We start from the raw sequence: 25941 nt of genomic DNA on the forward strand, positions 1-25941 counted from the left end.
TCTACACCTCCTTCCTGTGCTCGTCTCGGGCAGGTGACTCCAGGAAGGGGAGGTGAGCTCGCGGCTCCGGCACCGCCGTTGCCAGAGCGAGTAACACACCCGCACTTCCTGTAGCCAGATCCATGGACAGCCGCAGCAGCTGATCACCGGGGAAGGCCAGGCCCCCGCCGTACGGCAGGGCGTGCCAGCGCAGATCGCGCGTGCCCTTCCCGAAGGCGGCGAGGATGCCGGCGCGGCCGGTGAACAGGCCCGACTGCACGAAGAAGCCTGATCGCGCGACCAGCCGCAGCTTCTCCAGCTCGGGAGCGAGCTCGGAGGACGGCCGGTGGCGCAGGTAACGTTCGAGGACCATCGCGATGCCGGCCGACCCCTCGTCGAGGTAGGGCAGCAGCCGCCAGCCCTGGTTGACCTGGAGCGAGCCGTCCTCCGCGGTACGGCAGCGCCGCAGGTCCAGGCGGAGCGCGGTCTCGGCCAGGTCGAGCAGGCCGGAGTCGCCGGTGCGTTCGTAGGCGTGGACGAAGAGCAGCGCGGGGCCGGTGAAGCCGTTCATGAGCCCGGCGTGCGGGTTCGTGCCGCCGCTGATCTCGGGCACCTCGACGTCGAGGCGGCCGGCGCACAGCTCCACGGCGCGGCTGGCCGGTTCGTCCAGGCCGAGGTGGTAGAGGTTCAGCCCGATGCCCGACAGGCCGGAGAAGAGGGACGCCTCCAGGCCTTCCCACTTCTCGCGCAGCACGATGTCGGCCACGTCGAGCGCGTCCTGGCGGTGGCCCAGCAGGTCGAGGACGTGCGCGATGCCGTGCAGCCCGTCGTACAGACCGAGGCCGGAACCGGGCGCCGGCTTGGTCGCCCGCTCGCGCAGCCAGTCCTCGTGCACCGGCTCGCAGCCCGCGCTGACCAGCGCGTAGAGCACACCGGCCGCGCCGTGGGCCAGCCCGAGGCCGCCGCCCGGCTTGAACTGCGCCGGATCGCCGGGGAAGAGCCGGTCGTCGCGCTCGGGTGTCGCGCTGGCGGTGATGGCCTTGGCCAGCGCGTCGCGTACCCGCGGCCAGGGGTCCTCGCCGGGGAGCGGCGGCGGCGTCCAGGTCGCGTCGCCGGCGATCGTCTCGACCGCTTCGCCGAGGTCGGCGCCGAACGTCTCTCCCACGATCGCGCCCAGGTGGCGGACCTTGCCGTGGTGGAGCGGCTGCATGATCGTGCACTGGGGCGCGAACAACGCCATCCGCAGGCACGCCAGCGCGTACTCGTCGACCTCGACTCCCTGCCGCTCCTGCGGGGCGACGAAGGCGGGGTGGGCCAGGGCGGCGCGGGCGCCGTCCTCGGCGAGCGTGGCGACCTCGTAGTCGATCAGCACGATCCGGCCGTCGTCGGTGAGCAGGATGTTGTCCGGGTGCAGGTCGCCGAAGACGACCCCGCGCCCGTGCAGCGAGCGCACCGCCGCGTCCACCTGGGCGAGCGTGTCCAGCGCCCAGGCGGTGTACTCCTCCAGGTCGGCGGCCGTACAGGTCGCCCTGGTCAGTGGATAGCGGTGGACCAGCCTGCGCTGCAGCGTCGTGGCCTCCACGAACTCCTGCACGAGGAAGTGGTGCTCGCCCAGCTCGAAGTGGTCGATGAGCGCGGGGGAAGCGTCCAGGCCGGCCAGCCGCGCCAGCATGTCGCGCTCGTGCCCGAGCCGCGCCACCGCGTCCCGGCCGGCCGCGTCGAGCCCGGCGTGCGGCCTGGCCTCCTTGAGCACGACGCGCGCGCCGGTCCGCAGGTCCTCGGCGAGGTAGACGCCGCCGCCGTTGGAGAAGTGCAGGACACTCTCCACCTTGTACGGCAAGCCGTCCAGCTTGACCGCGTTCCTGACGTCCAGGTGCGGCTGAAGGAAGTCGGGCAGGCTCGTCCAGGGCGGCACGGAGAACACCGCGTTCCGCACGTCCGGCACCAGGTTCCCCTCGCCGTCCTCGACGGCCAGCACACGCTCGCCGCTCTCGGACAGGCAGTGGCGCTCGGCGAAGCCGCCGTACCGGACGAACAGGGGGCCGTCGCCGTAGCGCAGGTCGCTCAGGATGTAGGGGCCCTTCACCCCGCGCAGCAACTCGTTGAGCTCCTTGAGCACGAGTTCGAGCTGCGCCTCGTCACGCGGGTAGATGGTGACGAGCTTGCCGCTGGAGGCGCGGGAGGCGGCCTTGGAGCCGAGCATCACCAGCACCGGCAGGCCGCGCAGAAACTTGAAGGCCACGCCGCGGGGCACGCAGTAGTCCCAGATGGCGGAGAGCGCCTTCTCGGCGTCGTCCACCCGGGCGGAGACGTGGATCTTCCATCCCTGGGCCGGCAACGGCTCCTCGTTGACCGGCGCGTAGTACATCCAGGTGTCGGTGGGGTGATGGGTCCAGCCCTCGGGCACCGGGCGGCGGGCGACGGGGAAAAGAGCGTCCGGCGACTTCCGCTCGTCCAGCACGTCATAAAAGACTGGATCCGCCAGACAATACATCTCGTACTGCTCCATCAAGCCCGCCTCCCTGGTGGGAACACCTCTAGAGAATGCGAGCTGGCGGGGCTATTCGTCTAGTTACACGAATCATCAGCAGGTAGGAATACCACACAGCCATTTGTGATGATTTCACAGACGATTAGTTAGGACTCCCCGGGCGATTAGTTGGAATTTCCGGGAATATATACTGACATTCTGAATCGGCCGTGGTGCATGGCCCTGGCCTCGAACCAGCCGCCGTACTCGACGACCCGCTCCCTCAGGTTCCGCAGCCCCTGCCCCGGCTGGTGACGCGGCTTCTTGGCGCCGTCGTTGAGTATCGACAGCAACACCATGCCGCCCTCCTCCAGAACTTGGATCGAGCATTCACGGGCGGTCGTGTGCCGCAGGATGTTGGTCACGCCCTCGCGCAGGACGTAGGTCAGCACCTGGATGGCCGACTGCGGGAGCCCGCCGCAGGCGACGTGGACATGGCAGCTCAGCCCGGCCGACTCCAGCACCGAGCGGGCCGAGCTCAGCTCGGTCTCCAGGGAGTAGCTGCGGCCCAGGTGCGCCACAGAGCGCACGTCCTCGGTCACCCCGCGCACGAGCTCCAGCGCCTCGTCGAGCTCCTCGCGCCCCCGCTCGCTGCTCTTCTCCAGCTGCCGCTGCGCCAGCTCGATCCGCAGGATCAGCAACGTCAGCCGGTGGCCCACGAGGTCGTGCAGGTCACGGGTGAGCCGGTGCCGCTCGTCCTCGACCGCCCGGCAGACCTGGTCGGTCAGGACGGCCCGCAGCGAGTGCGCCCGCACGGTCAGGCTGACCACCGCGTACTCGGCGAACCCCACCACCGGCGCCGCGAGCAGCCACGGCTGGTCGACCACGCTCAGCAACGCCGGCCCGCACCCCAGGGCCACGACCACCAGCGTCCAGGACCGCTTCCTCTCGGCCACCACCAGCAGCGTCCCGGTCAGCAGCACGGTGACCGGCGCCCATCCCGTCCAGGAGAGAAGCGGAACCACCGTCAGCGCCACCTGCCCGGCCAGCGGCAGCCAGGGCGTCCTGCGCCGGCGCAACGTCGCCAGCACCGCCCAGGCGTGCAGCCCGATCACGGCGACCAGGCAGCCCAGCCACACCGCCAGCACGTCGGAGCCCGACGGCAGCACCCTGAGCACGCCGACGACGACCATCCCCACGATCCCCGGTGCCAGCGCGAAGCCGCACAGCACAAGCGGCGACAAGGCGGCGATCCCTAACGAGCGCAGCCGGGAGGGAGGCTCCATGGGTACCCTTCGCGAGCAGGCGAGTCGTGACCGTAACTGCCGCGATTATTTCTTCCTCGAATCACCGGCTTCTAACGGAACATCCTTCCGCCCCGGGACATGGAAAGCGGGCCCCCGCTTGGGAGGCCCGCTGGAGGATCTTCGCTCCTCAGAGCATGGCCTTCATGGAGTCGCCCGCCGTCAGCACGTACGGCTGCTCCGTCATCACCGCCGCCCAGTTGTCGGCGATCGCCTCGGGCGAGAGGTCGTCGGACTTCCAGCCGGGCCCCTCGGCCACGAACACGCGCGCCACCCGGCCACCGCCCACGCTGAACACCTCGCCCGACGCCTCACACGAGTCGTGCGCCAGGTAGGCGACCAGCGCGCTCACCCGCTCCGGCGTGAACTTCGCCTCGAACTCGGCCGGCAGCAGCGCCTCGGTCATGCGGGTCCAGGCGATCGGGGCGATGGCGTTGGCCTTGATGCCGTTGCGCGCGCCCTCGATCCCGAGCGTCTTGGTCAGGCCGACCAGGCCCATCTTCGCGGTGGAGTAGTTGGCCTGCCCGAAGTTGCCGAACAGCCCGGCGGGCGAGGAGGTGTTGACGACGCGGCCGTATCCGGCCTCCTTCATATAGGGGTACGCCGCCTGGCTGACCAGGTAGGAGCCGCGTACGTGCACGGCCAGCACGCCGTCGAACTCCTCCACCGTCATCTTCCCGAACGACTTGTCGCGCAGGATGCCCGCGTTGTTGATGACGACGTCCACGCCGCCGAACGCCTCGACGGCCGTGCGCACGATCGCCTGGGCGCCCTCCGGCGTGGCCACGTTGTCGGTGCTGGCGACGGCCTGCCCGCCGTTCTTCCGGATGAGCTCGACCACGTCCGCGGCGGGCCCGGTCGAGGCCCCGGTGCCGTCCAGTGCTCCGCCGAGGTCGTTGACCACCACCTTCGCGCCCCGCTCCGCCAGCAGCAGCGCGTGTGACCTGCCCAGACCGTGTCCGGCCCCCGTGACGATCGCGACCCTGTCATCGAACCGAAGCATCGAACCTCCACCTCGTCGACCTCGGTTAAAGAGAACAACATTCTAGTACCCGTCCCCTCCCCGGAGAGAAGGCGTCACGCGGGTGTTTGGCGAGCATGAGGGGTTGATCGTCGCGGATAGTGATCAGACAGGTCTTTTTCTGCTAGAGTTCTGGGCTCTGCGCCCGCCCTCCAATCCGGCTTGGAGGCTCTCCATGCCCGCAATCCGCGTGGTCCAATGGGCCACCGGCGCTGTCGGTCGCTACGCGCTGCGAAGCGTGCTCAGCAGACCAGAGTTAGAGCTCGCGGGTGTGCTCGTCTACGACCCCGACAAAACCGGCAAGGATGCCGGAGACCTGGTCGCGCTCCCCCGTACCGGCGTCACATGCACCGACGACGTCGAACGCATCCTGGCCACCGACGCCGACTGCGTGCTGCACATGCCGCTGCCCGCCTCGTACTTCGGCGCCGACCAGGCCGCCGACCTGGAGACGATCTGCGCCCTGCTGGCCTCCGGCAAGAACGTCATCACCACGACCGGCTTCGTCTACCCCAAGTCCTACGGCCCCGGCGTCGTCCAGCGCATCGAGACCGCCTGTGCGGAAGGCGGCACCTCTCTCCACGGCACCGGCGTGAACCCCGGCTTCATGAGCGACTTCCTTCCTCTGGCGCTGAGCGGCCTTTCGTCCAGGGTCGACCACATCTACGTGCGCGAGTCGTCCGACTTCCGCGGTCACCCGTCCCGGCAGATCGTCGTCGACCTGGTCGGGTTCACACGATCGGCAAAGGACTACATCGCGGCGGTCCGGCCGTACCGGGCCTTCCAGCGCTCGCTGTTCGCCGAGAGCGCCCAGCTCGTGGCCGACGCGCTCGGCGTCGAGCTCGACGAGGTGGAGGAGAGCGACGAGTTCGAGCTGGCGACGGAGGAGTTCGAGATCGCCGCCGGGCTGGTGAGCGAGGGCACCGTCTGCGCCTCGCGCTGGGTCTTCAGCGGTCTGGTACGCGGGCGGCCCTTCATGACCATCGAAGTGGTCTACAAGGCCGACGCCGCCAAGGTGCGCCGCTGGCCCGATCCCGGGTTCTCGATCCACATCGAGGGGGTTCCGCAGATGACGGTGTCGGTGGAGGAGGTCTCCCACGGCCTGGCCGCGGCCGCCTCCCACGCCGTCAACTCCATCCCGGCCGTGGTGTCCGCCAAGCCCGGCATCCGCACCCTCCTCGACCTCCCCCTCCCCACCGCCCGCGGCCTCGCCCGCCTCGCCTGACCCCAGCTCCCCCACCTCACCCGCCCCGGGTCCCCTGCCCCACCCGAACCCGAACCCTGACCCACCCGGCCCTCAACCTCACCCGGCCCCTGACCCACCCGCGCCACTGACCTCCGACGCCCTGGCCCGTCCGAGGCTCTGGCCCGTCCGAGGCTTCGGCCCGTCCGAGGCTCTGGCCTTGCCGGATGCCCTCCCCCGGGCGGCCCAGACCTGAGTGCCTCTCAAACCCAGGTCCGCGCCGGCCCTGCTCATGCCCCACCCCCCAGGCTCCGGGCGTGAGCTGAGGTGGTGAAGTGCTGAGGAGGCCGGGCCGCCAGCCATCGTCCGGCCCCCTCAGCCCGCCCGGCCCTCGGGCGGAGTCCCTCAGTGCGGGAGGAAACGGCCGTAGCGGCCGCGGTGGTAGAGGAGGGGCCGGTGGACCCCGGCCGCGCACTCCACCACCAGCCCCACCACCAGCGTGTGGTCACCTATGTCCACGGTCGTGTGCGGCACGCAGATCAGGTGGGCGGCCACGTCGTCCAGCAGCGGCGTCTCGAAGGGCCCCGGATGCCAGCGGGTCGGCCCGGCGAAGCGGTCGATGCCGCGGCGGGCGAAGCGGGTGGCCAGGTCGTGCTGGTTGCCGGCCAGGACGTTGACGGCGAAGTGGTCGGCCAGCCGTAGCCACGGCCAGGTGGTGGAGGAACGGTCAACGTAGAAGGAGACCAGCGGCGGTTCGAGGCTGACGGAGGAGAACGACGTCGCGGTCAGGCCGACCGGTACGCCCTCCGGGCGGGCGGTGACGATCACGACGCCCGCCGCGTGCTGGGCCAGCGCGGTGCGGAACCCGTCGGCGTCCACGCCATAGCCGGACTCGTACGCGTGGGCCGTCATCGGAGCGCCTCCTCTCTCGTCACGATCTGCGGGCCCACCCGGCCGGCCCAGCGCGCGATGACGTCCTCGCCGGGCAGTTCGGACTTCAGGAGGGCCAGCCCGGGGGTGGGCACGTGCGCGCCCAGCTCGACCAGCAGCGGACGGAAGTGGGTCTCGACCGCCAGCGCGTGCCGCGGGTCGCCCATGACGAGGACGGGCAGCGCGGTCTTGCCGGCCAGCGCGTCCGGCGGGAACCGGTCGACGAACGCCTTGAGCAGGCCGGTGTAGGTGGCCTTGTAGGTCGGGCTGGCGAAGACGACGACGGAGGCGGAGACCACGAGTTCGAGTGCGACCTCCAGCGCCGCGTGCGGGCCCGGGTCCAGGATCACGGGCGCCAGCGCCGACAGGTCCACCACCTCGGCCCGGTGCCCGCCCACCCCGCCAAATCCCGAAGCCCCGTCGCCGAACCCGGCGGGTCCGCCCAGCCGGTCCGCGATCGCGGCGGTGGCCGCCACCGCCGCGCCGTACGTCCTGGAACCGGCCCTTGGGTTGCCGACGACCGTCACGATGCTCATGAGACCTCCGCCAGGGACAGGCCGTAGCGCTCGCGCAGCGTGCGCCCGTCGTATTCGGTACGGAACAACCCGCGCACCTGCAACTCGGGCACGACCAGGTCGACGAAGTCGGCCAGCCCGGCGGGCAGGTAAGGGGGCATGACGTTGAAGCCGTCGGCGGCGCCGTTCTGGTACCACTCCTGGAGCTGGTCGGCGATCTGCTCGGGAGTGCCGGCGACCACCCGGTGACCGCGTCCTCCGGCCAGGCGGCTGATGATGCCGCGCAGGGTGAGCCCCTCCCGGTGGGCCAGGTCGCGCACGAGCTTGATGCGGCTCTGCTGGCCGTCGGGGTTGGGCGGCAGGTCCGGCAGCGGCCCGTCGAGGGGGTGGCCGGTCAGGTCGGCGCCGAAGATGTTGGAGAGCTGGCGCAGGCCGTACGCGGGAGTGATGAGCTCTTCGAGCTCCTTCTCCCGCCGCAGCGCCTCGCGCTCGGTCGAGCCGATGATGGGCGAGATGCCGGGAAGAATCTTCAGCTGGTACGGCGTGCGCCCATAGCCGGGCAGCCGTCCCTTCAGGTCCGCGTAGAACTCCTGGGCGTCTTCCAAGGTCTGCTGGGCGGTGAAGACGGCTTCCGCGAACCTGGCGGCGAACTCCTTGCCGTCCTCCGACGAGCCCGCCTGCACCAGCAGCGGCCGCCCCTGGGGCGAGCGCTGGACGTTCAGCGGCCCTTCGACAGTGAAGTGCGTTCCGGAATGATTAATCGGCCCAATGCTTGATTTATCGGCGTAAATCCCGTTTGCCCGGTCATTGATCACGGCGCCCTCGGCCCAACTGCTCCACAGTGCGTCGGCCACCTCCAGGAACTCCTCGGCCCGGTGGTACCGCACGCTGTGCGAGGGCCGCTCGATGCCGAAGTTCCTGGCCTCGGCCTCCCCCGCGGAGGTCACGACGTTCCACCCGGCCCGGCCGCCGCTGATGTGGTCCAGCGAGGCGAACTTGCGCGCCACGTGGAACGGCTCGTTGTACGTCGTCGACACGGTCGCGATCAACCCGATGTGCTCGGTCACCGTGGCCAGCGCCGACAGCAGGGTCAGCGGCTCCAGCCCGCCGAGCGCGTTGTGCCGCACGTCGCCCCCCAGCGCCAGCCCGTCGGCCAGGAACAGCGAGTCGAGCTTGCCGCGTTCGGCGATCCTGGCCAGTTCCTCGTAGTGGCGGATGTCGGTGATGCGGCCGGGGTCGGTCAGCGGGTGCCGCCAGGCGGCCTCGTGATGGCCGACGCCCATGAGAAAGGCGTTCAGATGCATGCTCAAGGGGTCCTCCACGTGGTGCTCGCGCCGGCGTTCGCCGCTTCCGCCGCCCCGAGCGCGGCGGAATCGGGGACGCCTGGCGCGATGGAGCCGTCGTCGTCGAGAGATGAGGTGGCGAGGCCGGGGGCGACCGGCGACGGCCTAGGCAAGGGAGCCCGCCCTCTCGCGGAGGGGCTCCGTGTCGTGAAGGGACAGGACGCGACCCGGCGAGGAGGTCAGGATGGCGACCCGCCGGCCCAGGTAGGCGGCCTCGTCCAGGGACCGGGTGGCGAAAACAATGGTTGTTCCGGTCTTCTCCCAGACCGACAGCAGGTCCTCGCGCAGTGAGGAACGGGTCCGGGTGTCGAGCGCCGCGAACGGCTCGTCCATGAGCAGCACGTCGGGGTCGTAGGCGAGGCTTCTGGCAATGGCCACGCGCCGGCGCGTGCCGGCGGTGAGTTCGTGCGGGTAGCGGTCGCCGAGGGCGCCGAGCCCGGCCAGGCCGAGGTAGTGACGTGCCAGACCGGCCCGCTCGCCGCGCGGCACGGCCGTGGCCTCCAGCCCGAACTCCACGTTGCCCAGCGCGGTGCGCCAGGGGAACAGCGCGGGCCGCAGGAGCACGACGCCGTTGGCGAACCCGGTTCCGGTCACCGGCGCGCCGTCGAGGAGGATCTCGCCGGCGCTCGGCCCGAGCAGGCCGCCGATCAGGTCGAGGAGGGTTGACTTGCCGCATCCGCCGGGGCCGGCGATGGTCAGGAACTCGCCCTGCCGTACGTCAAAGGTGATGTCCGACAGGACGGTGAGAGAGCCGAAGTGCTTGGTCACATGGTTGATCTGGATCTTCATCGAGCGCCCTCCCGAGGCGATCGAGGGTCAGGGAGCGAAAGATCGTGATCACTGACACTGGGCGCTGACGACGCGGCAGAAGTCGACATGCGCGCGCCGGGTCAAATCCGGGCTCATGTCCACGACGCTACGCGGGAGATTCCGCATAGTCAACATTCCCTACTTGCTATACATGAAATATCAGGCGGGCACCCAGAGATCCACGTCACCCGCGACGCGGCGCAGCCGTCCGCGCGACTCCAGCCACACCAGGTGCGCCAGCGTCTCGTTGTTGGCCGAGCGCCGCATGAACGGCGGGATCGTCTCCCACGGGCGCGACCACGTGAGCCGCGTGGCGATGTCCCAGCAGGAGATCCCCGAGGCCACGCCGGCCGCCACGGCCTCGATCTCGGCCAGCCGCTCCTCGTGGTGGAGCATGACGTGGTCCACGCGCTCGGCCAGTTCGAGGAAGCGGTACTCGTGGGCGGGCAGCACCTCGTCCACGTCCCACTTGCGCACGGCGGCCAGCGAGTCGAGGTAGTCGGCCAGCGGGTTCGGCCCCGACTGCGGGTGCACGGCGACGATCGGAGTGATCTTGGCGAGCACATGGTCGCCGGAGAACAGGATCCGGCGCTCGGGCGAGACGAAGCACAGGTGGCCGGGCGAATGTCCGGGCGTCCAGATCGCCCGCAGGTCCCAGCCGGGCAGGCCGAGCGCTTCGCCGTCCTCCACCAGGCGGTCGGGCTTGGCCATGGAGACCATGTGCCTGATCATCATCGAGGCTCCGGCCAGCTCGTCGAGCGTCGGCCGGGGCACGCCGGAGCGTACGAGGATGCGGCGTTCCTTCTCCACCAGCGCGTCGATGGCACCGTCGTCGTAGCGGTCGTGCAGGAGGCCGGCGTCGGCCGGGTGCAGGGCGATCCAGGCGCCGCTGCTCTCGCGCACGCGGCCGGCCAGGCCGTAATGGTCGGGGTGGATGTGGGTGACCAGCACGCCCTTGACATCGGTGATCGAGTAGCCCGCCACCGACAGCCCGTCGCAGAGCGCCTGATAGGCCTCGTCGGTGTTCCAGCCCGCGTCGACGATCACCACCCCGCCGGGCAGCTCCAACGCGTAGACCAGCACGTACCGCAACGGATTAATCGGAATCGGCACCGGGATCGACCACAACCCGGGCCGGACCCGCTCGACCTCCGGCATCGCCACTCTGCTCTGCCAGGCGGCACGCTGTGCCTCGTTGCCGGGTGTCACCACAAACTTAGCCATTCACCCATTGTTACAGAATTATATTCTAATGGCGGCATCATGCGCTCCGCATCTGCCCTTTGTGCGCGCCCGGCCCGACCGTTGAAGCATGCCAACCGCGCCTAGAATCACGCCCGTGCACGTACGCCTGCGCCGCGCGCGGCTCGCCACCCTGGCGACGCTCAGCATGGCGGTGCTGTCCAGCCTGGTACTGCCGGGCATCGGGGTGTTCAGAGAGCCCGATCCGGTCCGCGCGGTGCTCGGCGCCACGGGCACGCTGCTCTTCGCCGCCGCGCAGACCGCTCTGCTGTACGCGACCGTCACGCCCGACATCTCCAGGAACATCCAGCACCGGCTCGCCCAGGCCTTCGGCGTGACCGCGCTCGCCTCCGTCCCGCTGGTCGGACCCCTCGCCGCCACGGCGGAAGCGGGCCGGTGGGAGTCGTGGGCCTGGATCGGCGCCTCGATCCTGGCGACCGCGCCGGTGCTCGGCCGCCGGTCGGTCGTGGTCGCCACCGTCGCGGCGACGCTCGCCGCCGCCGCGCTGCTGGCCTGGTGGCACGGCGACATCGGCTACTTCACGATCACCGTCGCGGTCGGGCTCTGCCTCGTGGCCGCCAGTGGCCTGCACCTGTGGCTGTGGACGCTGCTCGTCGAGGCCGACGAGGGCAGGAAGGCCCAGGTCAAGCTGGCCGCCGCCGAGGAACGCCTGCGCTTCGCCCGCGACGTGCACGACCTGCTGGGGCACGACCTGTCGGTCATCGCGCTCAAGGCGGAGCTGGCCGAGCGCGATCCCGGCCGCGCCGCCGAGGAGGCCGCGGACCTGCGCAGGCTGGCCGCCGCGGCGCTCAGTGACCTGCGGCGGGCCGTACACGGGTATCGGGAGGTCGACCTGCGCGCGCAGATCACCGCGATCGAGCAGGTGCTGCGCTCGTCGGGCGTGCGCTGCACCGCCACCCTGCCCGCGCAGGACCTCCCGCAGGACGTCGCGGCCCGCCTCGCGCCCGTCGTGCGCGAGGCCGGCACGAACGTCCTGCGCCACAGCAAGGCCACCTGGTGCACGATCGAGGTCGGCCCCGACGGCGTCACCGTGGCCAACGACGGCGCCACCGAGCGCCCGGCCGACCCCCATTCGTCTGGTCTGCGGGGCTTGGCCGACCGGCTGGCCGAGTCCGGCGGCACACTCCACACCCGTCTCGACGGCGGCGTGTTCACCCTGGAGGCGACCCTCAGGTGATCAAGGTCCTGCTCGCCGACGACGAGGAGCTCATCCGCACGGCGCTGGCCGCGCTGCTGGGGCTGGAGCCCGACCTGGAGGTGGTCGTGCAGGCCGCCGACGGCCGCGCTGCGGTCCAGGCCGCGCTGTCCCACCGCCCCGACGTGGCCGTGGTCGACCTGGAGATGCCCGCCCTCGGCGGGCTTGAGGTCAGTGCCGAGCTGGCCGCCGTGCTGCCGTCCTGCCGGGTGATCATCCTCACCGGGTACGGCAGGCCGCCCCTCCTCAAGCGCGCCCTGGACGCCGGAGCCAGCGGCTTCCTGCCCAAGGGCGCACCCGGCGGCGCGCTGGCCGACGTCATCAGGCGCGTCCACGGCGGCGCCCGCTACGTGGACCCCGAACTGGCGGCAGACGCCCTGACCGCGCCGGAGTGCCCGCTCACCCCGCGCGAACTGGACGTGCTGCGCCTGGCCGAGCTGGACACGCCGGTCGCGGTGATCGCCCGCCGGACACATCTGTCCAACGGCACCGTCCGCAACTACCTGGCCGCCGCCGTCGCCAAGCTCGGCACCGCCACCCGCGCCGAGGCCTACCAGCTGGCCAAGCGCCACGGGTGGCTGTAACCGGCTCACGCGGCCATCTGCTCCTTGACCGGCAGACGGAAGAACAGCAGGCTCGACAGCAGCACCACCGCCGCCACCAGCCACCAGGCGGCCGACGTCCCCAGGCCCATGGCCAGGGGCGCCAGCGTCAGGTTGGCCAGCGCGGCCCCGCCGGAACCTGCCAGCGACGCGGCCGAGGCCATCGTGGCCCGCTCAGCGGCGGTGACCCGGTGATGGCTGAGTTCCGCCCGCAGCACGCCGTACGCGCCCAGCCCGACGAAGAGCACCGCGTACGGCAGCCCCGCCAGCACCACGGAGCCCACTCCGGACGCGCCGCCGAGCAGAGCCGACAGGGCCAGGCCCGCCAGCGAGAGCCCCGAGAGCACCAGCCCGGCGACCGCCCCACGCACGGAACCCTTGGCGCCGCCCACGACGGCTTGTCTCCCGGCCAGTCTTCGCGCGAGCGCGGGAGCCAGGCCGCTGCCGAGCGCGCCGCCCGCGAACCCCACCGCCGCCACGACCGCGTAGGCGGTAGCCCCGAGCTCGGCCGAGCCGGTGAGCGCGGCCAGATGGCCGGGCACCAGCAGTTCGACGCAGGTCAGCGCCATCCCCACCACCGCCGACAGCAGGACGAGCCGCCGCAGAACCCCGTCGCGCACGGACACGCGCACCCCCGAGGCCACGGTGAGCGGCACGCCGCGCAGCACCTCGCCCAGCGGCACCCGGGGATGCGGCGGCTCCGGCAGCGCGACCAGCACGACACCCAGCCACACCAGCGCCGCCACGGCCCCGGCCAGCGGCGGCACGGCCAGCGCGGGCAGGCCCAGCGGCAGGTCCAGGAGCGGCACGAAGCCACCGGCCAGCACGCCGGCGCCCAGCGCGACGTCCTCCATCACGTGCCCGCGCGCCAGCCCCGGACGCAGATCCGCCTCGGGTCCCTCGGCCGCGTGCAGGGTGTCGACGTACCAGGCCTCCGCGGGCCCGCTGGACAGCGCCCTGGACACCCCGAGGACCCCGCAGGCCAGCACGAACGCCCAGAACGACGTGGCCAGCACCAGCAGCCCCAGCGACAGGGCGGTGCAGGCCGCGGCGACCGCGAGCACCGCCCGCCGTCCCACCACGTCCGCGAGCCCGCCGGTCGGCAGCTCAAGCACGGCGATGACCAGCGAGTACACGGTCATGACCACGCCCACCTGCACGATCGTCAGCCCCCGGCCGAGCATGAGCAGGACCAGCGGGGCGATCATCAACCCGGCCGGCAGCCAGGTCAGGAAGCTGACCAGCGCGTACCGGCGGGCGGCCGAAGTCGCGTTCACACGGCCTCCCTCACGCGCTCCGGCAGCCGGACGAACAGCAGGCTCGACAGCAGCAGCACGAAGGCCACCAGGCCCCATGCCGCGGCCACTCCCGAGCCGGCGGCGAGCAGGCCGAGCGCCATGTTGGACAGCGCGCCGCCGGCCTGCAGCGACAGGGAGCCGATCGAGGTGACGGTGGTGCGTTCGGCGGTGGTGACCGCGTTGTGCGTCATGGTCTGGGCCAGCAGGCCGGTGGCGCTGATCCCGGTGAACATCAGCACGTAGGCGATCCCGGCGCTCACCAGCCCCGGTGGCCCGTCCAGCCCGGCGGTGGCGGCCAGTGCGCCGAGTGACAGCGCCGCCAGCACGACGCCGGCGCTCGCGCCCCTGGCGTTGCCGCCGGCGACCCTGGCCAGCGCCGGCCCGAGCGACGAGCCCGCCGCGCTGCCCGCGAAGCCGACGGCGGCCACGAGGGCATAGGCGGTGGTGCCGCGCTCCGCCGTACCGGCGAGGTCGGCCAGGCGTCCCGGGGTCAGCAGCTCGACGGCGGTGAGGGCGATGCCGTTGGCGACCGCGTAGAGCATGAGGCGGCGCAGCCGCGGCCCGCCGGTGGCCAGCCGCAGCCCGGCGGCCACGGTGAGCGGCACCTCGCGCAGCACGCCGCCGATGGAGCGGCGCGCGTGCGGCGGTTCCGGCAGGGCGAGCAGGACCACGACGAGGAGGACGGCGGCGGCCAGCGCGCTGGCCAGCGCCGGCGCGGCGAGCGGCAGGATGGGGGCGCCGGGCGGCACGGCCAGTGGCAGGACGCCGCCGGTCAGCATGCCCGCGCACAGGGCCACGGAGCCCATCGCGCTGCCCCTGGCCAGTCCCGGGCGCAGATCGGCGCCGGGGCCCTGGGCGGCGTGGAGGGTGTCGACGTACCAGGCCTCCGCGGGCCCGCTGGAGAGGGCTCTGGCCACGCCCTTGAGCACGGCGGCGGCCAGGAACACCCCCAGGGTGGTGGCGAAGGCCAGCGTCGCCATCGCGAGCACGCTGACGGCGGCCGAGGCGGCCAGGACCGTGCGCCGGCCGATCACGTCCGACAGGCCGCCGGTCGGCAACTCCAGCGCGATCGTCACGACCGAGAAGACGGTCACGGTCAGGCCGATCTGCGGCAGGCTGAGCCCGCGCTCGGTCATCAGCAGCACCATCGGGGCCATCATCAGTCCGGGTGGCAGCCAGGTGAGGAAGCTGACGAGGGCGTAGCGGCGGCGCGCGCTTAAGGGAGTCACGCGTCCAGTTCCCTTCTGGGGTATCCGGCGAGGAACACCTGTGCCTTCACGGTCTCGGGGTCGTCGGCGTAGCGCTCTTCCAGCTCGGTGATCAGGGCATCGGCGCGATCGAAGAACTCGCGCAGCCCGGCGGGCGGCAGCTTGACCAGGATGTCGGTCATGCCGCCCGCCTCGACCCACGCGGTGGACCAGTCGCTCTCGTCGAAGCGCTCGATGGCGTGGACCAGCGCCTCCACCTGGCGCATCTTCATGATCTTCAGGGCCTCGCGGCCCTGGGGGGTGGCGCCCATCTGGACGTTGTCCCAGCTCGTGTAGTGGTGGCGGGCGCGCCAGCGGCGTTCTCTGCCGTCCGCCGACGGGTCCTCCTCGATGAAGCCGTACTTGGCCAGCTCGCGCAGGTGGTAGCTGGTGGAGCCCGAGCTCTCGCCGACCCGCCTGGCCAGCTGGCTGGCGGTCGCGGGGCCGTCGGCGCGCAGCATGCCGAGCATCCGCACGCGCAGTGGGTGCGCGACCACCTTGAGCACTTCGGGATCGGTGATCCGGTACTGCTCTTCCATGCTTTGACGATAAGCCGCAAAGACAATTTTGCAAAGTGATTTTTGCGAATTGGCCGCCTAAGCTGCCAGGCATGATTGAGCACATCCGGGTGGACGAGGCGATCTTCGAGCTCCGTCCCGACTTCGCGGTCCTGGTCATGACGGCCCACGGCATGAAGAACGGGCCCACGGACGAGCGGGCGCGCGGCTGGCTGGCCGAGGCTTCGGCGCGGGCCGTTCAGACCGAGAAGATCGACGCCTGGAAGGACGCCTACCGCGCCTTCGGCGCCAAGCCCCAGCGCACGCGCCCGAGTGTCGACGCGCTGACCCGCAGGCTGCCGCTGCCGGAGATCAACCGGATCGTCGACGCCTACAACTCCGTGAGCGTCACCCACGCGCTGCCGGTCGGCGGCGAGGACCTCGACCGGTACGCGGGACCCGCCCGGCTGATCAGGGCGGGCGGCGACGAGGCGTCGGAGGAGGCGCTGGGCACACCCGAGCCCGGCGAGGTGATCTGGCGTGACGACCTCGGCGTCACCTGCCGGCGATGGAACTGGCGCCAGGTCGCGCGCACCCGGCTGACCGAGGAGACGGTCAACGGCCTGTTCCTGCTGGAGCGCCTGGAGCCGATGACGCTGGAGGAGCTCAAGGTCGCCGGCGAGGAACTGGCGGAACTCCTGACCGAACTCTCCCCCGGCGTGCGGATCACCAGCAGAGTCATCTCCGCCGGGAACTAAACCTCCTGCCAGTCTGTTGATACCAAACAGTAATATTGGCTGCACCACCTGGATTGACTAGGGGGGCGTGACCTCTTTGGACTCTCCTGAGAGGATCAGGCGGGGCGCGGTGGTCTCTCCGGCGCGCTCTGCCGGTCTGTGCGAGTAGCCTTGGACCGGTTCTCTAACATCAACGCCGATCTGCGGAAGAGGGCGATTTCCGCCGTGTCGTCTGAGTCGTCGCGGTCAAACCCGCTGGCAAGCTTTGGGCAAAACGAGTGGCTTGTCGACGAGCTGTACCAGAAGTACCTCCAGGATCCCGAGTCTGTGGACAAGGCCTGGTGGAACTTCTTCGCTGACTACAACCCTGACTACGGACCGGGCCGAACCCCGGCCAGGGAGGCGGCGAACGGCACTACAACCGCGCCCGCCCCCGCACCAGCACCCGCCAAGGCGCCGGCCACCCCGGCGCCCGCGGCCGAGAAGCCGAAGCAGCCTGCCGCCGCGGTGCCCAAGGGCGCCGAAGAGGTCAAGTTGCGCGGTGCCGCGGCCCGTACGGCGGCCAACATGGACCTGTCGCTGTCGGTACCGACGGCGACGAGCGTCCGGGCCATCCCGGCCAAGTTGCTCATCGACAACCGCATCGTGATCAACAATCACCTCAAGCGGGGACGCGGCGGCAAGGTCTCCTTCACGCACCTGATCGGATTCGCGATCGTCAAGGCGCTGAAGGCCATGCCGGAGATGAACTTCTCCTACACCGAGGTTGAAGGCAAGCCGACGCTGGTCAAGCCGGAGCACGTGAACTTCGGCCTGGCCATCGACGTCCAGAAGAGCAACGGTGAGCGCCAGCTCCTCGTGCCGTCCATCAAGGCGGCCGACGACATGGACTTCCGCCAGTTCTGGATGGCCTACGAGGACATCGTCCGCAAGGCGCGCGGCAACAAGCTGGGCGTCGACGACTTCGCCGGCACCTCGATCTCGCTGACCAACCCCGGCACGATCGGCACCGTCCACTCCGTGCCCCGCCTGATGCCCGGCCAGGGCACGATCATCGGCGTGGGCGCGATGGAGTACCCGGCCGAGTACCAAGGCGCCGCCCCCGACACCCTGTCGAGGCTGGCGGTCTCCAAGGTCATGACGCTGACCAGCACCTACGACCACCGGATCATCCAGGGCGCCCAGTCGGGCGACTTCCTGCGGCAGATCCACCGGTTGCTGCTGGGCGAGAACGGCTTCTACGACGAGATCTTCGAGGCGCTGCGGATCCCTTACGAGCCGGTCCGCTGGGTCCAGGACATCTCCGCCTCCCACGACGACGACGTCTCCAAGTCGGCGCGGGTGATCGAGCTGATCCACGCCTACCGGGTACGCGGCCACCTCATGGCCGAGACCGACCCGCTGGAGTACAAGCAGCGCAAGCACCCCGACCTCGACATCCAGTCGCACGGCCTGACGCTGTGGGACCTGGAGCGCGAGTTCGCGACCGGCGGTTTCGGCGGCCGCCCGCTGATGAAGCTGCGCGAGATCCTGGGCGTGCTGCGCGACTCGTACTGCCGCACGGTCGGCATCGAGTACATGCACATCCAGAGCCCGGAGGAACGGTCCTGGATCCAGGCGCGGGTGGAGATGGCACACGCCTCGCCCGACCGCGAGGAGCAGCTCAACATCCTCGGCCGGCTCAACACCGCCGAGGCGTTCGAGACGTTCCTGCAGACGAAGTTCGTCGGCCAGAAGCGCTTCTCGCTGGAGGGCGGCGAGTCCCTGATCCCGCTGCTCGACTCGGTGATCAGCGACGCCGCCGACCAGGACCTCGACGAGGTCGTCATCGGCATGGCCCACCGCGGCCGGCTCAACGTGCTCGCCAACATCGTCGGCAAGTCCTACGGGCAGATCTTCACCGAGTTCGAGGGGAACATCGACCCGCGGACCGCCCACGGCTCCGGCGACGTGAAGTACCACCTGGGCGCCTCCGGCACCTTCACCGCACCCGGCGGCAAGACCATCACCGCCTCGGTCGTGGCCAACCCCTCCCACCTGGAGGCGGTCGACCCGGTGCTCGAAGGCGTCGTCCGCGCCAAGCAGGACCTCCTGGAGCGTGGCGAGGAGGGCTTCACGGTCCTGCCCGTCCTCATCCACGGCGACGCGGCCTTCGCCGGCCAGGGCGTCGTGGCCGAGACGCTCAACCTGTCGCAGCTGCGCGGCTACCGCACCGGCGGCTCGATCCACATCGTGGTCAACAACCAGGTCGGCTTCACGACCTCGCCCGCTTCCTCCCGAAGCAGCGTGTACGCCACCGACGTGGCCAGGATGATCCAGGCCCCGATCTTCCACGTCAACGGAGACGACCCGGAGGCCGTGGTCCGCGTGGGCCAGCTGGCCTACGAGTACCGTCAGGCGTTCCGCAAGGACGTGGTCATCGACCTGATCTGCTACCGCCGCCGCGGCCACAACGAGGGCGACAACCCCGCCTTCACCCAGCCGCTGATGTACGACCTCATCGACGCCAAGCGCTCCACGCGCAAGCTCTACACCGAGGCCCTGATCGGCCGCGGCGACATCACGGTCGAAGAGGCCGAGTCGGCGCTGCGCGACTACCAGGCCAAGCTGGAGCAGGCGTTCACCGAGGTCCGCGAGGCGGCCAAGCAGCCGCGTCAGGACTCCGGCGAGCTGCGCGTGCCGCCCACCGAGGTGATCAAGTGGTCGCACACGGACACGCCCACGGCGATCACCGACGAGACGCTCAAGCGCATCGTCGACACCCAGCTCAACCTGCCCGAGGGCTTCACCGTGCACCCGCGCCTGTCGCCGGTGCTGCAGCGGCGTGGCCAGATGGTCGAGCAGGACGCGATCGACTGGTCGATGGGTGAGGCGCTGGCGATCGGCTCCCTGCTCATCGACGGGCACCCGGTCCGCTTCGTCGGCCAGGACACCCGCCGCGGCACCTTCACCCAGCGCCACGCGGTGCTGGTCGACAGGATGACCGGCGAGGACCACACGCCGCTGAAGACCTTCAACCACGGCACCACGAAGTTCTACGTCTACGACTCGCTGCTCAGCGAGTTCGCGGCGCTGGGCTTCGAGTACGGCTACAGCGTGGTCCGCCCCGACGCCCTCGTGGCGTGGGAGGCCCAGTTCGGCGACTTCGTCAACGGCGCCCAGACGATCATCGACGAGTTCATCTCGTCCGGTGAGCAGAAGTGGGGCCAGAAGTCGGGCGTCGTCCTGCTGCTGCCGCACGGCTACGAGGGTCAGGGTCCCGACCACTCCAGCGCCCGGATCGAGCGCTTCCTCCAGGTCTGTGCCCTGGACAACATGACGGTCGTGCAGCCCACCACCCCGGCCAACTACTTCCACCTCCTCAGGTGGCAGGTGGAGTCCGGGCGGCACAAGCCGATGGTGGTCTTCACGCCCAAGTCGCTGCTGCGGCACAAGAAGGCGACCTCGAAGGCGGCCGACTTCACCTCGGGCACCTTCCAGCCGGTCATCGGCGACACCACCGCCGACCCGTCGAAGGTCACCAAGGTCGTGCTGACCTCCGGCAAGCTCTACTACGACCTGGCCGCGGGTCGTGAGGCGGCAGGCCGCGAGGATGTCGCGATCGTCCGCCTGGAGCGCCTCTACCCGTTCCCGGCCGAGGAGCTCACCGCCGAGCTCTCCCGGTACGGCGCGCAGGCCGAGCTGTTCTGGGCCCAGGACGAGCCGGTCAACATGGGGCCGTGGCCGTACCTCACGCTGAAGCTGGCGGAGGACCCGCAGCTGCTCGGCGGCCGTGCCCTCCGCCGGGTCTCGCGCACCCCCAACAGCTCCCCCGCGACCGGCTCCCACGCCGCTCACGACAAGGAGCTTGAGGAGATCGTGCACGAGCTCTTCGGCTAGTCGTTTCCACCTGGAAGCCCCCGCTCCGGCGGGGGCTTTCTGTTAGAACGGAGCACCATGTACTTCACCGATCGGGGGATCGAGGAGCTCGTCGAGCGCCGCGGCGAGGAGGAGGTCAGCATCCTCTGGCTCGGGGAGCGGCTGAAGGAGTTCGTCGATCTCAACCCGGAGTTCGAGACGCCCGTGGAGCGTCTGGCCACGTGGCTGGCCCGGCTGGACGACGACGACGAGTAGGCGCGACCTCCCGGGCAAACGCGATACATCTTGAGTTTTGGCTTGACGCGACATATCGTGTATGGAGTAAACCTAACGCGGAGGGGTCATGGCTCAGTGGACTATCGACGGGCCCGAGCAACTCACGTTCGGCCCGGTGACGGCGCTGGACGTACGCATCGTCGCGGGCAAGCTCAACGTGCTGGCCAGCGACGGACCGCCGGGACTTGAGGTGTCCGAGGTCGAGTCGGCCTCGCCGCTGATCGTCACCTATGACGAGGAGGCCGGGGAGCTCAGCGTCACCTACAAGGACCTCACCTGGGACGGCCTGCTCGGCTGGCTGCGGCGCGACAAGCGGCGCTCGGTGCTGACGCTCACCGTGCCGAAGACTTGCAGGGTCAACGCGGGAGTCGTCTCCGCGCCGGCCGTGGTCGCCGGGTTCGAGCGCCAGACGCAGGTCAGGAGCGTCTCCGGGGAGATCGTGCTCGACGGCGTGAGCGGCGACGTGAGCGCCACCACCGTCTCCGGCGACGTCGAGAGCCGCGCGATGGCCGGCGACCTGGCCTTCAAGAGCATCTCCGGCGACCTCACCGTCGCCGACGGGATACCACGGCGGCTGAAAGCCAACACCGTGTCCGGCCGCATCACCGCCGACCTGGCGCTGCGGCCCACCGGTCACGTGACGCTCAACAGCGTCTCGGGCGGCATCCTGGTCAGGCTGCCGGAGAACGTCGAGGCCGACGTCGCCGTCCGCTCGACCTCCGGCCGGGTCGTCAGCACGTTCGACCGGCTCGTCAACCAAAGCAAGCCCGGCTCGCAGTCGATGTCGGGACGGCTCGGCGGCGGCATGGCCTCGCTCACGGTGACCACGGTCTCCGGCGAGGTCGCGCTGCTCAAGGGAGAGAAGGAATGAGCCCCGTCTTCGGTCACGGCCGCCTGCGGCTGTACCTGCTCAAGCTGCTGGAGGAGAGCCCCCGTCACGGCTACGAGGTGATCCGCCTCCTGCAGGACCGCTTCCTCGGCGTCTACTCGCCCTCCCCCGGCACCATCTACCCGCGGCTGGCCCGTCTGGAGGAGGAGGGCCTGGTCACCCACGAGGTGGTCGACGGCAAGAAGGTCTTCTCCATCACCGACAAGGGCCGCGAAGAGCTCGACGAGCGCCTCGACGAGCTGGCCGATCTGGAACAGGAGATCTCCGCCTCGGTCCGCGACATCGCCCGCGAGGTCAAGGAGGACGTCCGCGACACCGTCAAGTCGCTCCGCGAGGAGCTGACGAAGATGGCCAAGGACGTGCGTACCGGGCAGAAAGCCGACATGCGGCGCCTCAAGGAGGAGCAGAAGCGCCAGTGGACCCAGAACGTGAGCTCGTGGCAGGGCGAGAGTGAGCGGCTCAAGCACGAGTGGCGGCGCATCTGGGGCGACATCTGGACCACGATCGGCGGCGTCTCCCCCAACCGGGTCGAGCTGGACAACGAGCTCGGCGGCATGCTGGCCGACTTCGTGGGGCAGGTGCGCGAGGAGGCGTCGGAGAGCCAGCTCACCCGCGAGCGGCTGGAGGAGGTCCGCGAGGCCCTCGACACGGCCGCACGGCGGATCCGCGACTCGCTCGGCTGACGGCTGATGTGCTGACGGGCTGAAGTAGGGTGCGGCCATGTTCGCCGCAACCGCCGCACAGACCGATCCCGACAACCCGCTCGCCGGCCTGAGGCTCGGCGAGCACGCCGAACCCAGGACGCCCGACGGGTGGACGACCGTCACGGTCAAGGCCACCGCGCTCAACCACCACGACCTGTGGACGCTGAAGGGCGTCGGCATCCGCCAGGACCGGCTGCCGATCGTGCTCGGCTGCGACGCCGCCGGCCTGGACGAGGACGGCAACGAGGTCATCGTCCACTCGGTGATCGGCTCGGGCGCCGACGAGACGCTCGACCCCAAGCGCTCGCTGCTGTCGGAGACCCACGACGGCACCTTCGCGGAACGCGTGGCCGTCCCGAGGCGGAACCTGGTGCCCAAGCCGGCGGCGCTCAGCTTCGAGCAGGCGGCCTGCCTGCCCACCGCGTGGCTGACCGCCTACCGGATGTTGTTCGACAAGGCCGGGCTGCAGCCGGGCGCGACCGTGCTGGTGCAGGGCGCCGGCGGCGGCGTGGCCACGGCGCTGATCGCGCTCGGCCGGGCCGGCGGCTACCGGGTCTGGGCCACCAGCCGGTCGGCCGGCAAGCGGGAGCGGGCCCTCGAACTGGGCGCCGACCGGGTCTTCGAGCCCGGCGCGCGGCTGCCCGAGCGCGTGGACGCGGTCATGGAGACCGTCGGCCAGGCCACCTGGGACCACTCGCTGAAGTCGTTGCGGCCGGGCGGCCGGATCGTGGTCTCCGGCGCGACCAGCGGCGCGGTCCCGCCCACCGACCTGAACCGGGTCTTCTTCCTGCAGTTGTCCGTGGTCGGCTCCACGATGGGCACCAGGGACCAGCTCCAGCGCCTGGCCGTCTTCCTGGAGCAAACCGGGGTACGCCCGGTCATCGACAGGACGCTTCCGCTGGCCGAGGCGGCGGCCGGGTTCGCCGCGATGCACGAGGGCGAGATCTTCGGGAAGATCGTCTTCACCCTGTAGATAAGTGATGGGTTACTGGGGTGACTTCCGGGTGATACAAAGAAAGAGAAGATGTATCACCCAGGAGGCGCCGTCATGGACGTTGAGCCCTTCGGCCCGGGATCGATGCACTGGGACACCGCGGGCGAGTACCGCAACCTGCTGGTCGCCGGCAGCGCGCTGATCCTGCAGACCATGCACCCCGCCGTGGGCGCCGCCGTCGCCGAGCACTCCACCTTCAAACAAGACCCGTGGGGACGCCTGGACCGCACGCTCACCTCCGTCCAGACCTGGGTGTACGGCGGGCCGGACGGCCTGGCGGAGGGCCGGCGCCTACGCGAGCTCCACGAGCCGATCAGCGGCGTGGACGAGCAAGGCCGGGCCTACCACGCGCTCAACGGCGAGGCGTGGGCGTGGGTGCACTGGTCGTTGTTCGAGCGGTTCCTGACGTTGAACCGGGTGTTCGGCACCCCCTACTCGGCGGCGGACGAGGAACGGATGCTCGCCGAGTCACGGCAGCTCGCCCGGATCCTGCGGGTGCCCGAGCGGAAGATGCCACCGGACATGCCGGCCTTCTGGGCCTACTTCGACGACATGGTCGCCAACCGGCTGGAGGCACACGCCACGGCGCTGGACGTGCTCGCGGTCATGCGCGGCACGCCAGCCCCGCCTCGGCTGCCCGCGGCGGTGCGGCGGCTGTGGATGCCGGTGGGGGTGGCCTCCGGGGGATTCAACGCGTTCGTGACCGTGGGGACGTTGCCGCCCGCCGTACGCGCGACGCTCGGCCTGAGGTGGACGGCCCGCGACGAGCGGCGGCTGCTTCGGATCGGGCGGCTGGTGGCGATGGTGACGCCGCGGCTGCCTGAGCGGTTGCGCTACATGCCCCTCGCCTACCACGCCCGCCGCGCCGCCCGCACCCACCCAGAACGCCACCTGGCCGGCGCCACCCACTGACCTTTCGGCCGTTTCACCACGATCCCCGCCACGCCGCCCCACGCTGTGTCTACGGTCGGTTCACGGCACGCTGTGTCCGCCGTCGCTTCACCGCACGCTGTGCCTGCCGTCGTTTCACCGCGCGCCGTGTCCGCCGTCGTTTCACCGCACGCCGTGTCCGCCGTCAGTTCACCGCGCGCCCCGAGACCCGCGGCCGGTCACTTCACGGTGATCCGGATGTCGCTGACCGCCTTCCGCACGAACTCACGGGAGCCCGAGGCGGCCACCATGAAGTCGCCCATGCAGACGGACTCGGTGTGGCGCCCGCGCGCGCCGATGGCATTGGGCACCTCCGGCAGCGCGCAGTCCGGCGTGGGCACGAGGGCCAGCATGTCGCTTGACCCGCCGCCGAACAGCAACTGCGGCCCCACCGGATCGCTACGCCGCCCGTCACCCGGCGCGGCCAGCCGGATCCGCCCCGACGACTTCAGCACCAGGTAGCCGTCCTTGGTCACCGTGCCCTTGAGGCTCGTGGCCAGCTCCATCCGCTGCTCGAAGCGCATCCCGGCAGGCCGGTCGTACATCGCCATCCGCCACGGCCCGAACGCGAACAACATCACCTGCCCCACCAGCCCCGCCCCCGGCGGCCGCGGCCAGAGCGTCACGTTGCCGGTGAACGACCGCAGCGGCTTCTCTCCCCGCGTCACCTCGATGTCACCCCCGTAGGGCGCCGTCAGCTGCCGGTACTGCGAGAACTCCCCGCCCGCGATCCACACCCCCACGAACGGCCGCGACCCAAGCTCGTCGAGCCCCAGCTCAGCCGGATACCGCACATCGGCCCGCAGCCCATGCGGAAAGACCACCTGAATGACCTCGTCGGCCCCCTTGGCGCGCGCCTTGGCATGCAGCACGTTGGGCGCCGAGGTGAGCGTCGTCAACGTCGGGACCGGATCGGCCGTCGGCCGCGCGGGCGGCTCCGCCTCCGGCGCCCGGCTGGCCAGCAGACCGACGACGGGCACCGCGAGTACCGCGACCAGCACCACGATGCCGATCCACCGCCGGCGCCCCTTCTCGCCGGCCTCGATGACGTCGAACTGATCCGCCACCAGCGATCCTCGCGCAGAAGTGCGGCTTACGCCCTCGGCCCCAGTTCAGTTGAGCGGCGACCTCCAGCGCAACCCCTCGAACCGGGCAAAGTCCTTGTCACAGGTCACAAATTCACAACCGTGCTCAATCGCCAGCGCAGCCAGGTAGGCGTCGGGCACGAGCTTGCCTTTGGCCTCGATCTGGTGGCACAGACGGCTGAAGATCTCCCAGTGCCGCTGCCCAGGCACGACCACCACCGCATGCGGCCGGTTGCGGACGTCCTCGGCGAAGCTCATGGCGCTGTCCAGAGGGTCGGGATTCTTGAAGATCCTTCCGTTGGTGACGATACGGAGGAAGCCGTTGACGACGAAGTCGCTCACGGCATAGGCGGACTCCCCCGCCACCATCTCGGCGACGAGACGGTGGAACTGCGCGTGTTCGTGCGCTTCGCGACGGAAGGCGTGCACGAGGATGTTGGTGTCAAGGAGCAGCATCGGACAGGTCCACTCCCAGCCGCTCGTTGTCGTCGAGCTCCCACGCTATGCCGACCAGGCTCTCGCCCCGATCGAGCCGGACCCGCACGTGCGCTTGGTAGCCCGGTTCCTGCTCGGAGACCGGAAGCTCTACCCGTGGCCGTTGGGCCGCTTCTGTGGAGCGGTTGAGTAGTTGCCGCAAGGCGTCCTCCATGACCGAGGTGAGACTGCGTCCGTTGCGTGCTGCGTACGCCTTCGCCTCGTTGAGGAGCGTCTCGTCGATGCGCACCGTGGTCCTCCGCATGACTCCAGCGTTCGCCGGTGACATAAAAATGTCAACACACGAAGGGTAGCCGCTCGGCTACGGTCGCGCATC

General features: G+C 70.5%; 24 protein-coding genes. 10 read left to right on the forward strand and 14 right to left on the reverse strand.

Annotation, left to right across the window (positions count from 1 at the left end):
* Position 1 precedes the first annotated feature (1 nt).
* The 3 genes from lanKC to ACIBKY_RS48590 all read right to left on the reverse strand — a co-directional run bounded on the left by lanKC (position 2) and on the right by ACIBKY_RS48590 (position 4756).
* Entirely contained in the window at positions 2–2488 is a 2487-nt protein-coding gene (gene lanKC / locus ACIBKY_RS48580; protein ID WP_397108350.1) for a class III lanthionine synthetase LanKC, read from the reverse strand.
* Between the two features lie 146 nt (positions 2489–2634).
* Positions 2635–3693 carry a sensor histidine kinase gene (locus tag ACIBKY_RS48585; protein ID WP_397108352.1) on the reverse strand — a complete coding sequence of 353 codons (1059 nt, stop codon included), beginning with the start codon at positions 3691–3693 and terminating at the stop codon, positions 2635–2637.
* 190 nt (positions 3694–3883) lie between these two features.
* The gene (locus ACIBKY_RS48590; protein ID WP_397108354.1) at positions 3884–4756 is read right to left on the reverse strand and encodes an SDR family oxidoreductase; all 873 of its coding nucleotides are present in this window, start codon (positions 4754–4756) and stop codon (positions 3884–3886) included.
* A 193-nt stretch (positions 4757–4949) separates the two neighbouring features.
* On the opposite strand from ACIBKY_RS48590, the gene ACIBKY_RS48595 reads away from it, so the two are divergent.
* Positions 4950–5999, forward strand: coding sequence for a dihydrodipicolinate reductase (locus ACIBKY_RS48595; RefSeq protein ID WP_397108356.1), 1050 nt, complete (start codon positions 4950–4952; stop codon positions 5997–5999).
* A 363-nt stretch (positions 6000–6362) separates the two neighbouring features.
* Here the strand turns inward: ACIBKY_RS48595 and ACIBKY_RS48600 are convergent, their stop codons facing one another.
* From ACIBKY_RS48600 to ACIBKY_RS48620, 5 genes are all read right to left on the reverse strand, one after another.
* On the reverse strand, positions 6363–6869 hold the full coding sequence (locus ACIBKY_RS48600; RefSeq protein WP_397108358.1) for a flavin reductase family protein: 507 nt from the start codon (positions 6867–6869) through the stop codon (positions 6363–6365).
* Complete coding sequence (locus ACIBKY_RS48605; RefSeq protein WP_397108360.1) at positions 6866–7423, reverse strand: NADPH-dependent FMN reductase; 558 nt, start codon at positions 7421–7423, stop codon at positions 6866–6868. Before ACIBKY_RS48605 ends, ACIBKY_RS48600 begins: the two co-directional genes overlap by 4 nt.
* Positions 7420–8706: an LLM class flavin-dependent oxidoreductase gene (locus ACIBKY_RS48610; RefSeq protein WP_397108492.1), complete on the reverse strand. Its 1287-nt coding sequence runs from the start codon at positions 8704–8706 to the stop codon at positions 7420–7422. The genes ACIBKY_RS48605 and ACIBKY_RS48610 overlap by 4 nt, the downstream gene beginning before the upstream one ends.
* A 144-nt stretch (positions 8707–8850) precedes the next feature.
* Positions 8851–9534 carry an ATP-binding cassette domain-containing protein gene (locus ACIBKY_RS48615; protein WP_397108362.1) on the reverse strand — a complete coding sequence of 228 codons (684 nt, stop codon included), beginning with the start codon at positions 9532–9534 and terminating at the stop codon, positions 8851–8853.
* A 180-nt stretch (positions 9535–9714) separates the two neighbouring features.
* Positions 9715–10779, reverse strand: coding sequence for an MBL fold metallo-hydrolase (locus ACIBKY_RS48620; protein WP_397108364.1), 1065 nt, complete (start codon positions 10777–10779; stop codon positions 9715–9717).
* Between the two features lie 115 nt (positions 10780–10894).
* Here ACIBKY_RS48620 and ACIBKY_RS48625 point away from each other — a divergent pair, with 115 nt between their 5' ends.
* Entirely contained in the window at positions 10895–11995 is a 1101-nt protein-coding gene (locus ACIBKY_RS48625) for a sensor histidine kinase (RefSeq protein ID WP_397108366.1), read from the forward strand.
* Positions 11992–12597, forward strand: a complete 606-nt coding sequence (locus ACIBKY_RS48630; RefSeq protein WP_397108368.1) for a DNA-binding response regulator — start codon at positions 11992–11994, stop codon at positions 12595–12597. The genes ACIBKY_RS48625 and ACIBKY_RS48630 overlap by 4 nt, the downstream gene beginning before the upstream one ends.
* 5 nt (positions 12598–12602) lie before the next feature.
* Here the strand turns inward: ACIBKY_RS48630 and ACIBKY_RS48635 are convergent, their stop codons facing one another.
* Genes ACIBKY_RS48635 through ACIBKY_RS48645 form a run of 3 tightly spaced genes read right to left on the reverse strand, consistent with a single transcriptional unit; the run spans position 12603 to position 15699 of the window.
* Complete coding sequence (locus ACIBKY_RS48635; protein WP_397108370.1) at positions 12603–13892, reverse strand: MFS transporter; 1290 nt, start codon at positions 13890–13892, stop codon at positions 12603–12605.
* Positions 13889–15142, reverse strand: coding sequence for an MFS transporter (locus ACIBKY_RS48640; RefSeq protein WP_397108372.1), 1254 nt, complete (start codon positions 15140–15142; stop codon positions 13889–13891). Before ACIBKY_RS48640 ends, ACIBKY_RS48635 begins: the two co-directional genes overlap by 4 nt.
* A complete protein-coding gene (locus tag ACIBKY_RS48645) occupies positions 15139–15699 on the reverse strand; it encodes an ArsR/SmtB family transcription factor (protein WP_397108374.1) in 561 nt (186 codons plus the stop codon). Before ACIBKY_RS48645 ends, ACIBKY_RS48640 begins: the two co-directional genes overlap by 4 nt.
* A gap of 71 nt (positions 15700–15770) precedes the next feature.
* Here ACIBKY_RS48645 and ACIBKY_RS48650 point away from each other — a divergent pair, with 71 nt between their 5' ends.
* From ACIBKY_RS48650 to ACIBKY_RS48680, 7 genes are all read left to right on the forward strand, one after another.
* Positions 15771–16415 carry a B3/4 domain-containing protein gene (locus tag ACIBKY_RS48650; RefSeq protein WP_397108376.1) on the forward strand — a complete coding sequence of 215 codons (645 nt, stop codon included), beginning with the start codon at positions 15771–15773 and terminating at the stop codon, positions 16413–16415.
* A gap of 204 nt (positions 16416–16619) precedes the next feature.
* Entirely contained in the window at positions 16620–20273 is a 3654-nt protein-coding gene (locus ACIBKY_RS48655) for a multifunctional oxoglutarate decarboxylase/oxoglutarate dehydrogenase thiamine pyrophosphate-binding subunit/dihydrolipoyllysine-residue succinyltransferase subunit (RefSeq protein ID WP_397108378.1), read from the forward strand.
* 57 nt (positions 20274–20330) lie between these two features.
* Positions 20331–20507 (forward strand): DUF6104 family protein, encoded by a 177-nt coding sequence (locus tag ACIBKY_RS48660; protein ID WP_184972535.1) that lies wholly within the window; start codon positions 20331–20333, stop codon positions 20505–20507.
* Positions 20508–20595: 88 nt separating this feature from the next.
* Positions 20596–21399 (forward strand): DUF4097 family beta strand repeat-containing protein, encoded by an 804-nt coding sequence (locus tag ACIBKY_RS48665; protein WP_397108380.1) that lies wholly within the window; start codon positions 20596–20598, stop codon positions 21397–21399.
* Positions 21396–22100: a PadR family transcriptional regulator gene (locus tag ACIBKY_RS48670; protein WP_397108382.1), complete on the forward strand. Its 705-nt coding sequence runs from the start codon at positions 21396–21398 to the stop codon at positions 22098–22100. The genes ACIBKY_RS48665 and ACIBKY_RS48670 overlap by 4 nt, the downstream gene beginning before the upstream one ends.
* 37 nt (positions 22101–22137) lie before the next feature.
* Positions 22138–23094 (forward strand): zinc-binding dehydrogenase, encoded by a 957-nt coding sequence (locus tag ACIBKY_RS48675; protein ID WP_397108384.1) that lies wholly within the window; start codon positions 22138–22140, stop codon positions 23092–23094.
* 75 nt (positions 23095–23169) lie between these two features.
* Positions 23170–24027 (forward strand): oxygenase MpaB family protein, encoded by an 858-nt coding sequence (locus tag ACIBKY_RS48680; protein WP_397108386.1) that lies wholly within the window; start codon positions 23170–23172, stop codon positions 24025–24027.
* 197 nt (positions 24028–24224) lie between these two features.
* Here the strand turns inward: ACIBKY_RS48680 and ACIBKY_RS48685 are convergent, their stop codons facing one another.
* Genes ACIBKY_RS48685 through ACIBKY_RS48695 form a run of 3 tightly spaced genes read right to left on the reverse strand, consistent with a single transcriptional unit; the run spans position 24225 to position 25854 of the window.
* Positions 24225–25112 (reverse strand): hypothetical protein, encoded by an 888-nt coding sequence (locus ACIBKY_RS48685; RefSeq protein WP_397108388.1) that lies wholly within the window; start codon positions 25110–25112, stop codon positions 24225–24227.
* 45 nt (positions 25113–25157) lie between these two features.
* Complete coding sequence (locus tag ACIBKY_RS48690; protein WP_397108390.1) at positions 25158–25586, reverse strand: type II toxin-antitoxin system VapC family toxin; 429 nt, start codon at positions 25584–25586, stop codon at positions 25158–25160.
* The gene (locus ACIBKY_RS48695) at positions 25573–25854 is read right to left on the reverse strand and encodes a hypothetical protein (RefSeq protein ID WP_397108392.1); all 282 of its coding nucleotides are present in this window, start codon (positions 25852–25854) and stop codon (positions 25573–25575) included. The genes ACIBKY_RS48690 and ACIBKY_RS48695 overlap by 14 nt, the downstream gene beginning before the upstream one ends.
* Positions 25855–25941 lie beyond the last annotated feature (87 nt).

This window comes from Nonomuraea sp. NPDC050394 (assembly GCF_044459065.1).
GTDB lineage: Bacteria > Actinomycetota > Actinomycetes > Streptosporangiales > Streptosporangiaceae > Nonomuraea.

Bases quoted from the DNA above. Each gene is read 5' to 3' on its own strand.
- ACIBKY_RS48610 (WP_397108492.1), bottom strand. From the start codon at position 8,706: ATGCATCTGAACGCCTTTCTCATGGGCGTCGGCCATCACGAGGCCGCC.
- ACIBKY_RS48600 (WP_397108358.1), bottom strand. From the start codon at position 6,869: ATGACGGCCCACGCGTACGAGTCCGGCTATGGCGTGGACGCCGACGGG.
- ACIBKY_RS48675 (WP_397108384.1), top strand. From the start codon at position 22,138: ATGTTCGCCGCAACCGCCGCACAGACCGATCCCGACAACCCGCTCGCC.
- ACIBKY_RS48620 (WP_397108364.1), bottom strand. From the start codon at position 10,779: ATGGCTAAGTTTGTGGTGACACCCGGCAACGAGGCACAGCGTGCCGCC.
- ACIBKY_RS48650 (WP_397108376.1), top strand. From the start codon at position 15,771: ATGATTGAGCACATCCGGGTGGACGAGGCGATCTTCGAGCTCCGTCCC.
- ACIBKY_RS48605 (WP_397108360.1), bottom strand. From the start codon at position 7,423: ATGAGCATCGTGACGGTCGTCGGCAACCCAAGGGCCGGTTCCAGGACG.
- ACIBKY_RS48680 (WP_397108386.1), top strand. From the start codon at position 23,170: ATGGACGTTGAGCCCTTCGGCCCGGGATCGATGCACTGGGACACCGCG.
- ACIBKY_RS48670 (WP_397108382.1), top strand. From the start codon at position 21,396: ATGAGCCCCGTCTTCGGTCACGGCCGCCTGCGGCTGTACCTGCTCAAG.
- ACIBKY_RS48645 (WP_397108374.1), bottom strand. From the start codon at position 15,699: ATGGAAGAGCAGTACCGGATCACCGATCCCGAAGTGCTCAAGGTGGTC.
- ACIBKY_RS48595 (WP_397108356.1), top strand. From the start codon at position 4,950: ATGCCCGCAATCCGCGTGGTCCAATGGGCCACCGGCGCTGTCGGTCGC.
- ACIBKY_RS48590 (WP_397108354.1), bottom strand. From the start codon at position 4,756: ATGCTTCGGTTCGATGACAGGGTCGCGATCGTCACGGGGGCCGGACAC.
- ACIBKY_RS48660 (WP_184972535.1), top strand. From the start codon at position 20,331: ATGTACTTCACCGATCGGGGGATCGAGGAGCTCGTCGAGCGCCGCGGC.
- ACIBKY_RS48690 (WP_397108390.1), bottom strand. From the start codon at position 25,586: ATGCTGCTCCTTGACACCAACATCCTCGTGCACGCCTTCCGTCGCGAA.
- ACIBKY_RS48615 (WP_397108362.1), bottom strand. From the start codon at position 9,534: ATGAAGATCCAGATCAACCATGTGACCAAGCACTTCGGCTCTCTCACC.
- ACIBKY_RS48665 (WP_397108380.1), top strand. From the start codon at position 20,596: ATGGCTCAGTGGACTATCGACGGGCCCGAGCAACTCACGTTCGGCCCG.
- lanKC (WP_397108350.1), bottom strand. From the start codon at position 2,488: ATGGAGCAGTACGAGATGTATTGTCTGGCGGATCCAGTCTTTTATGAC.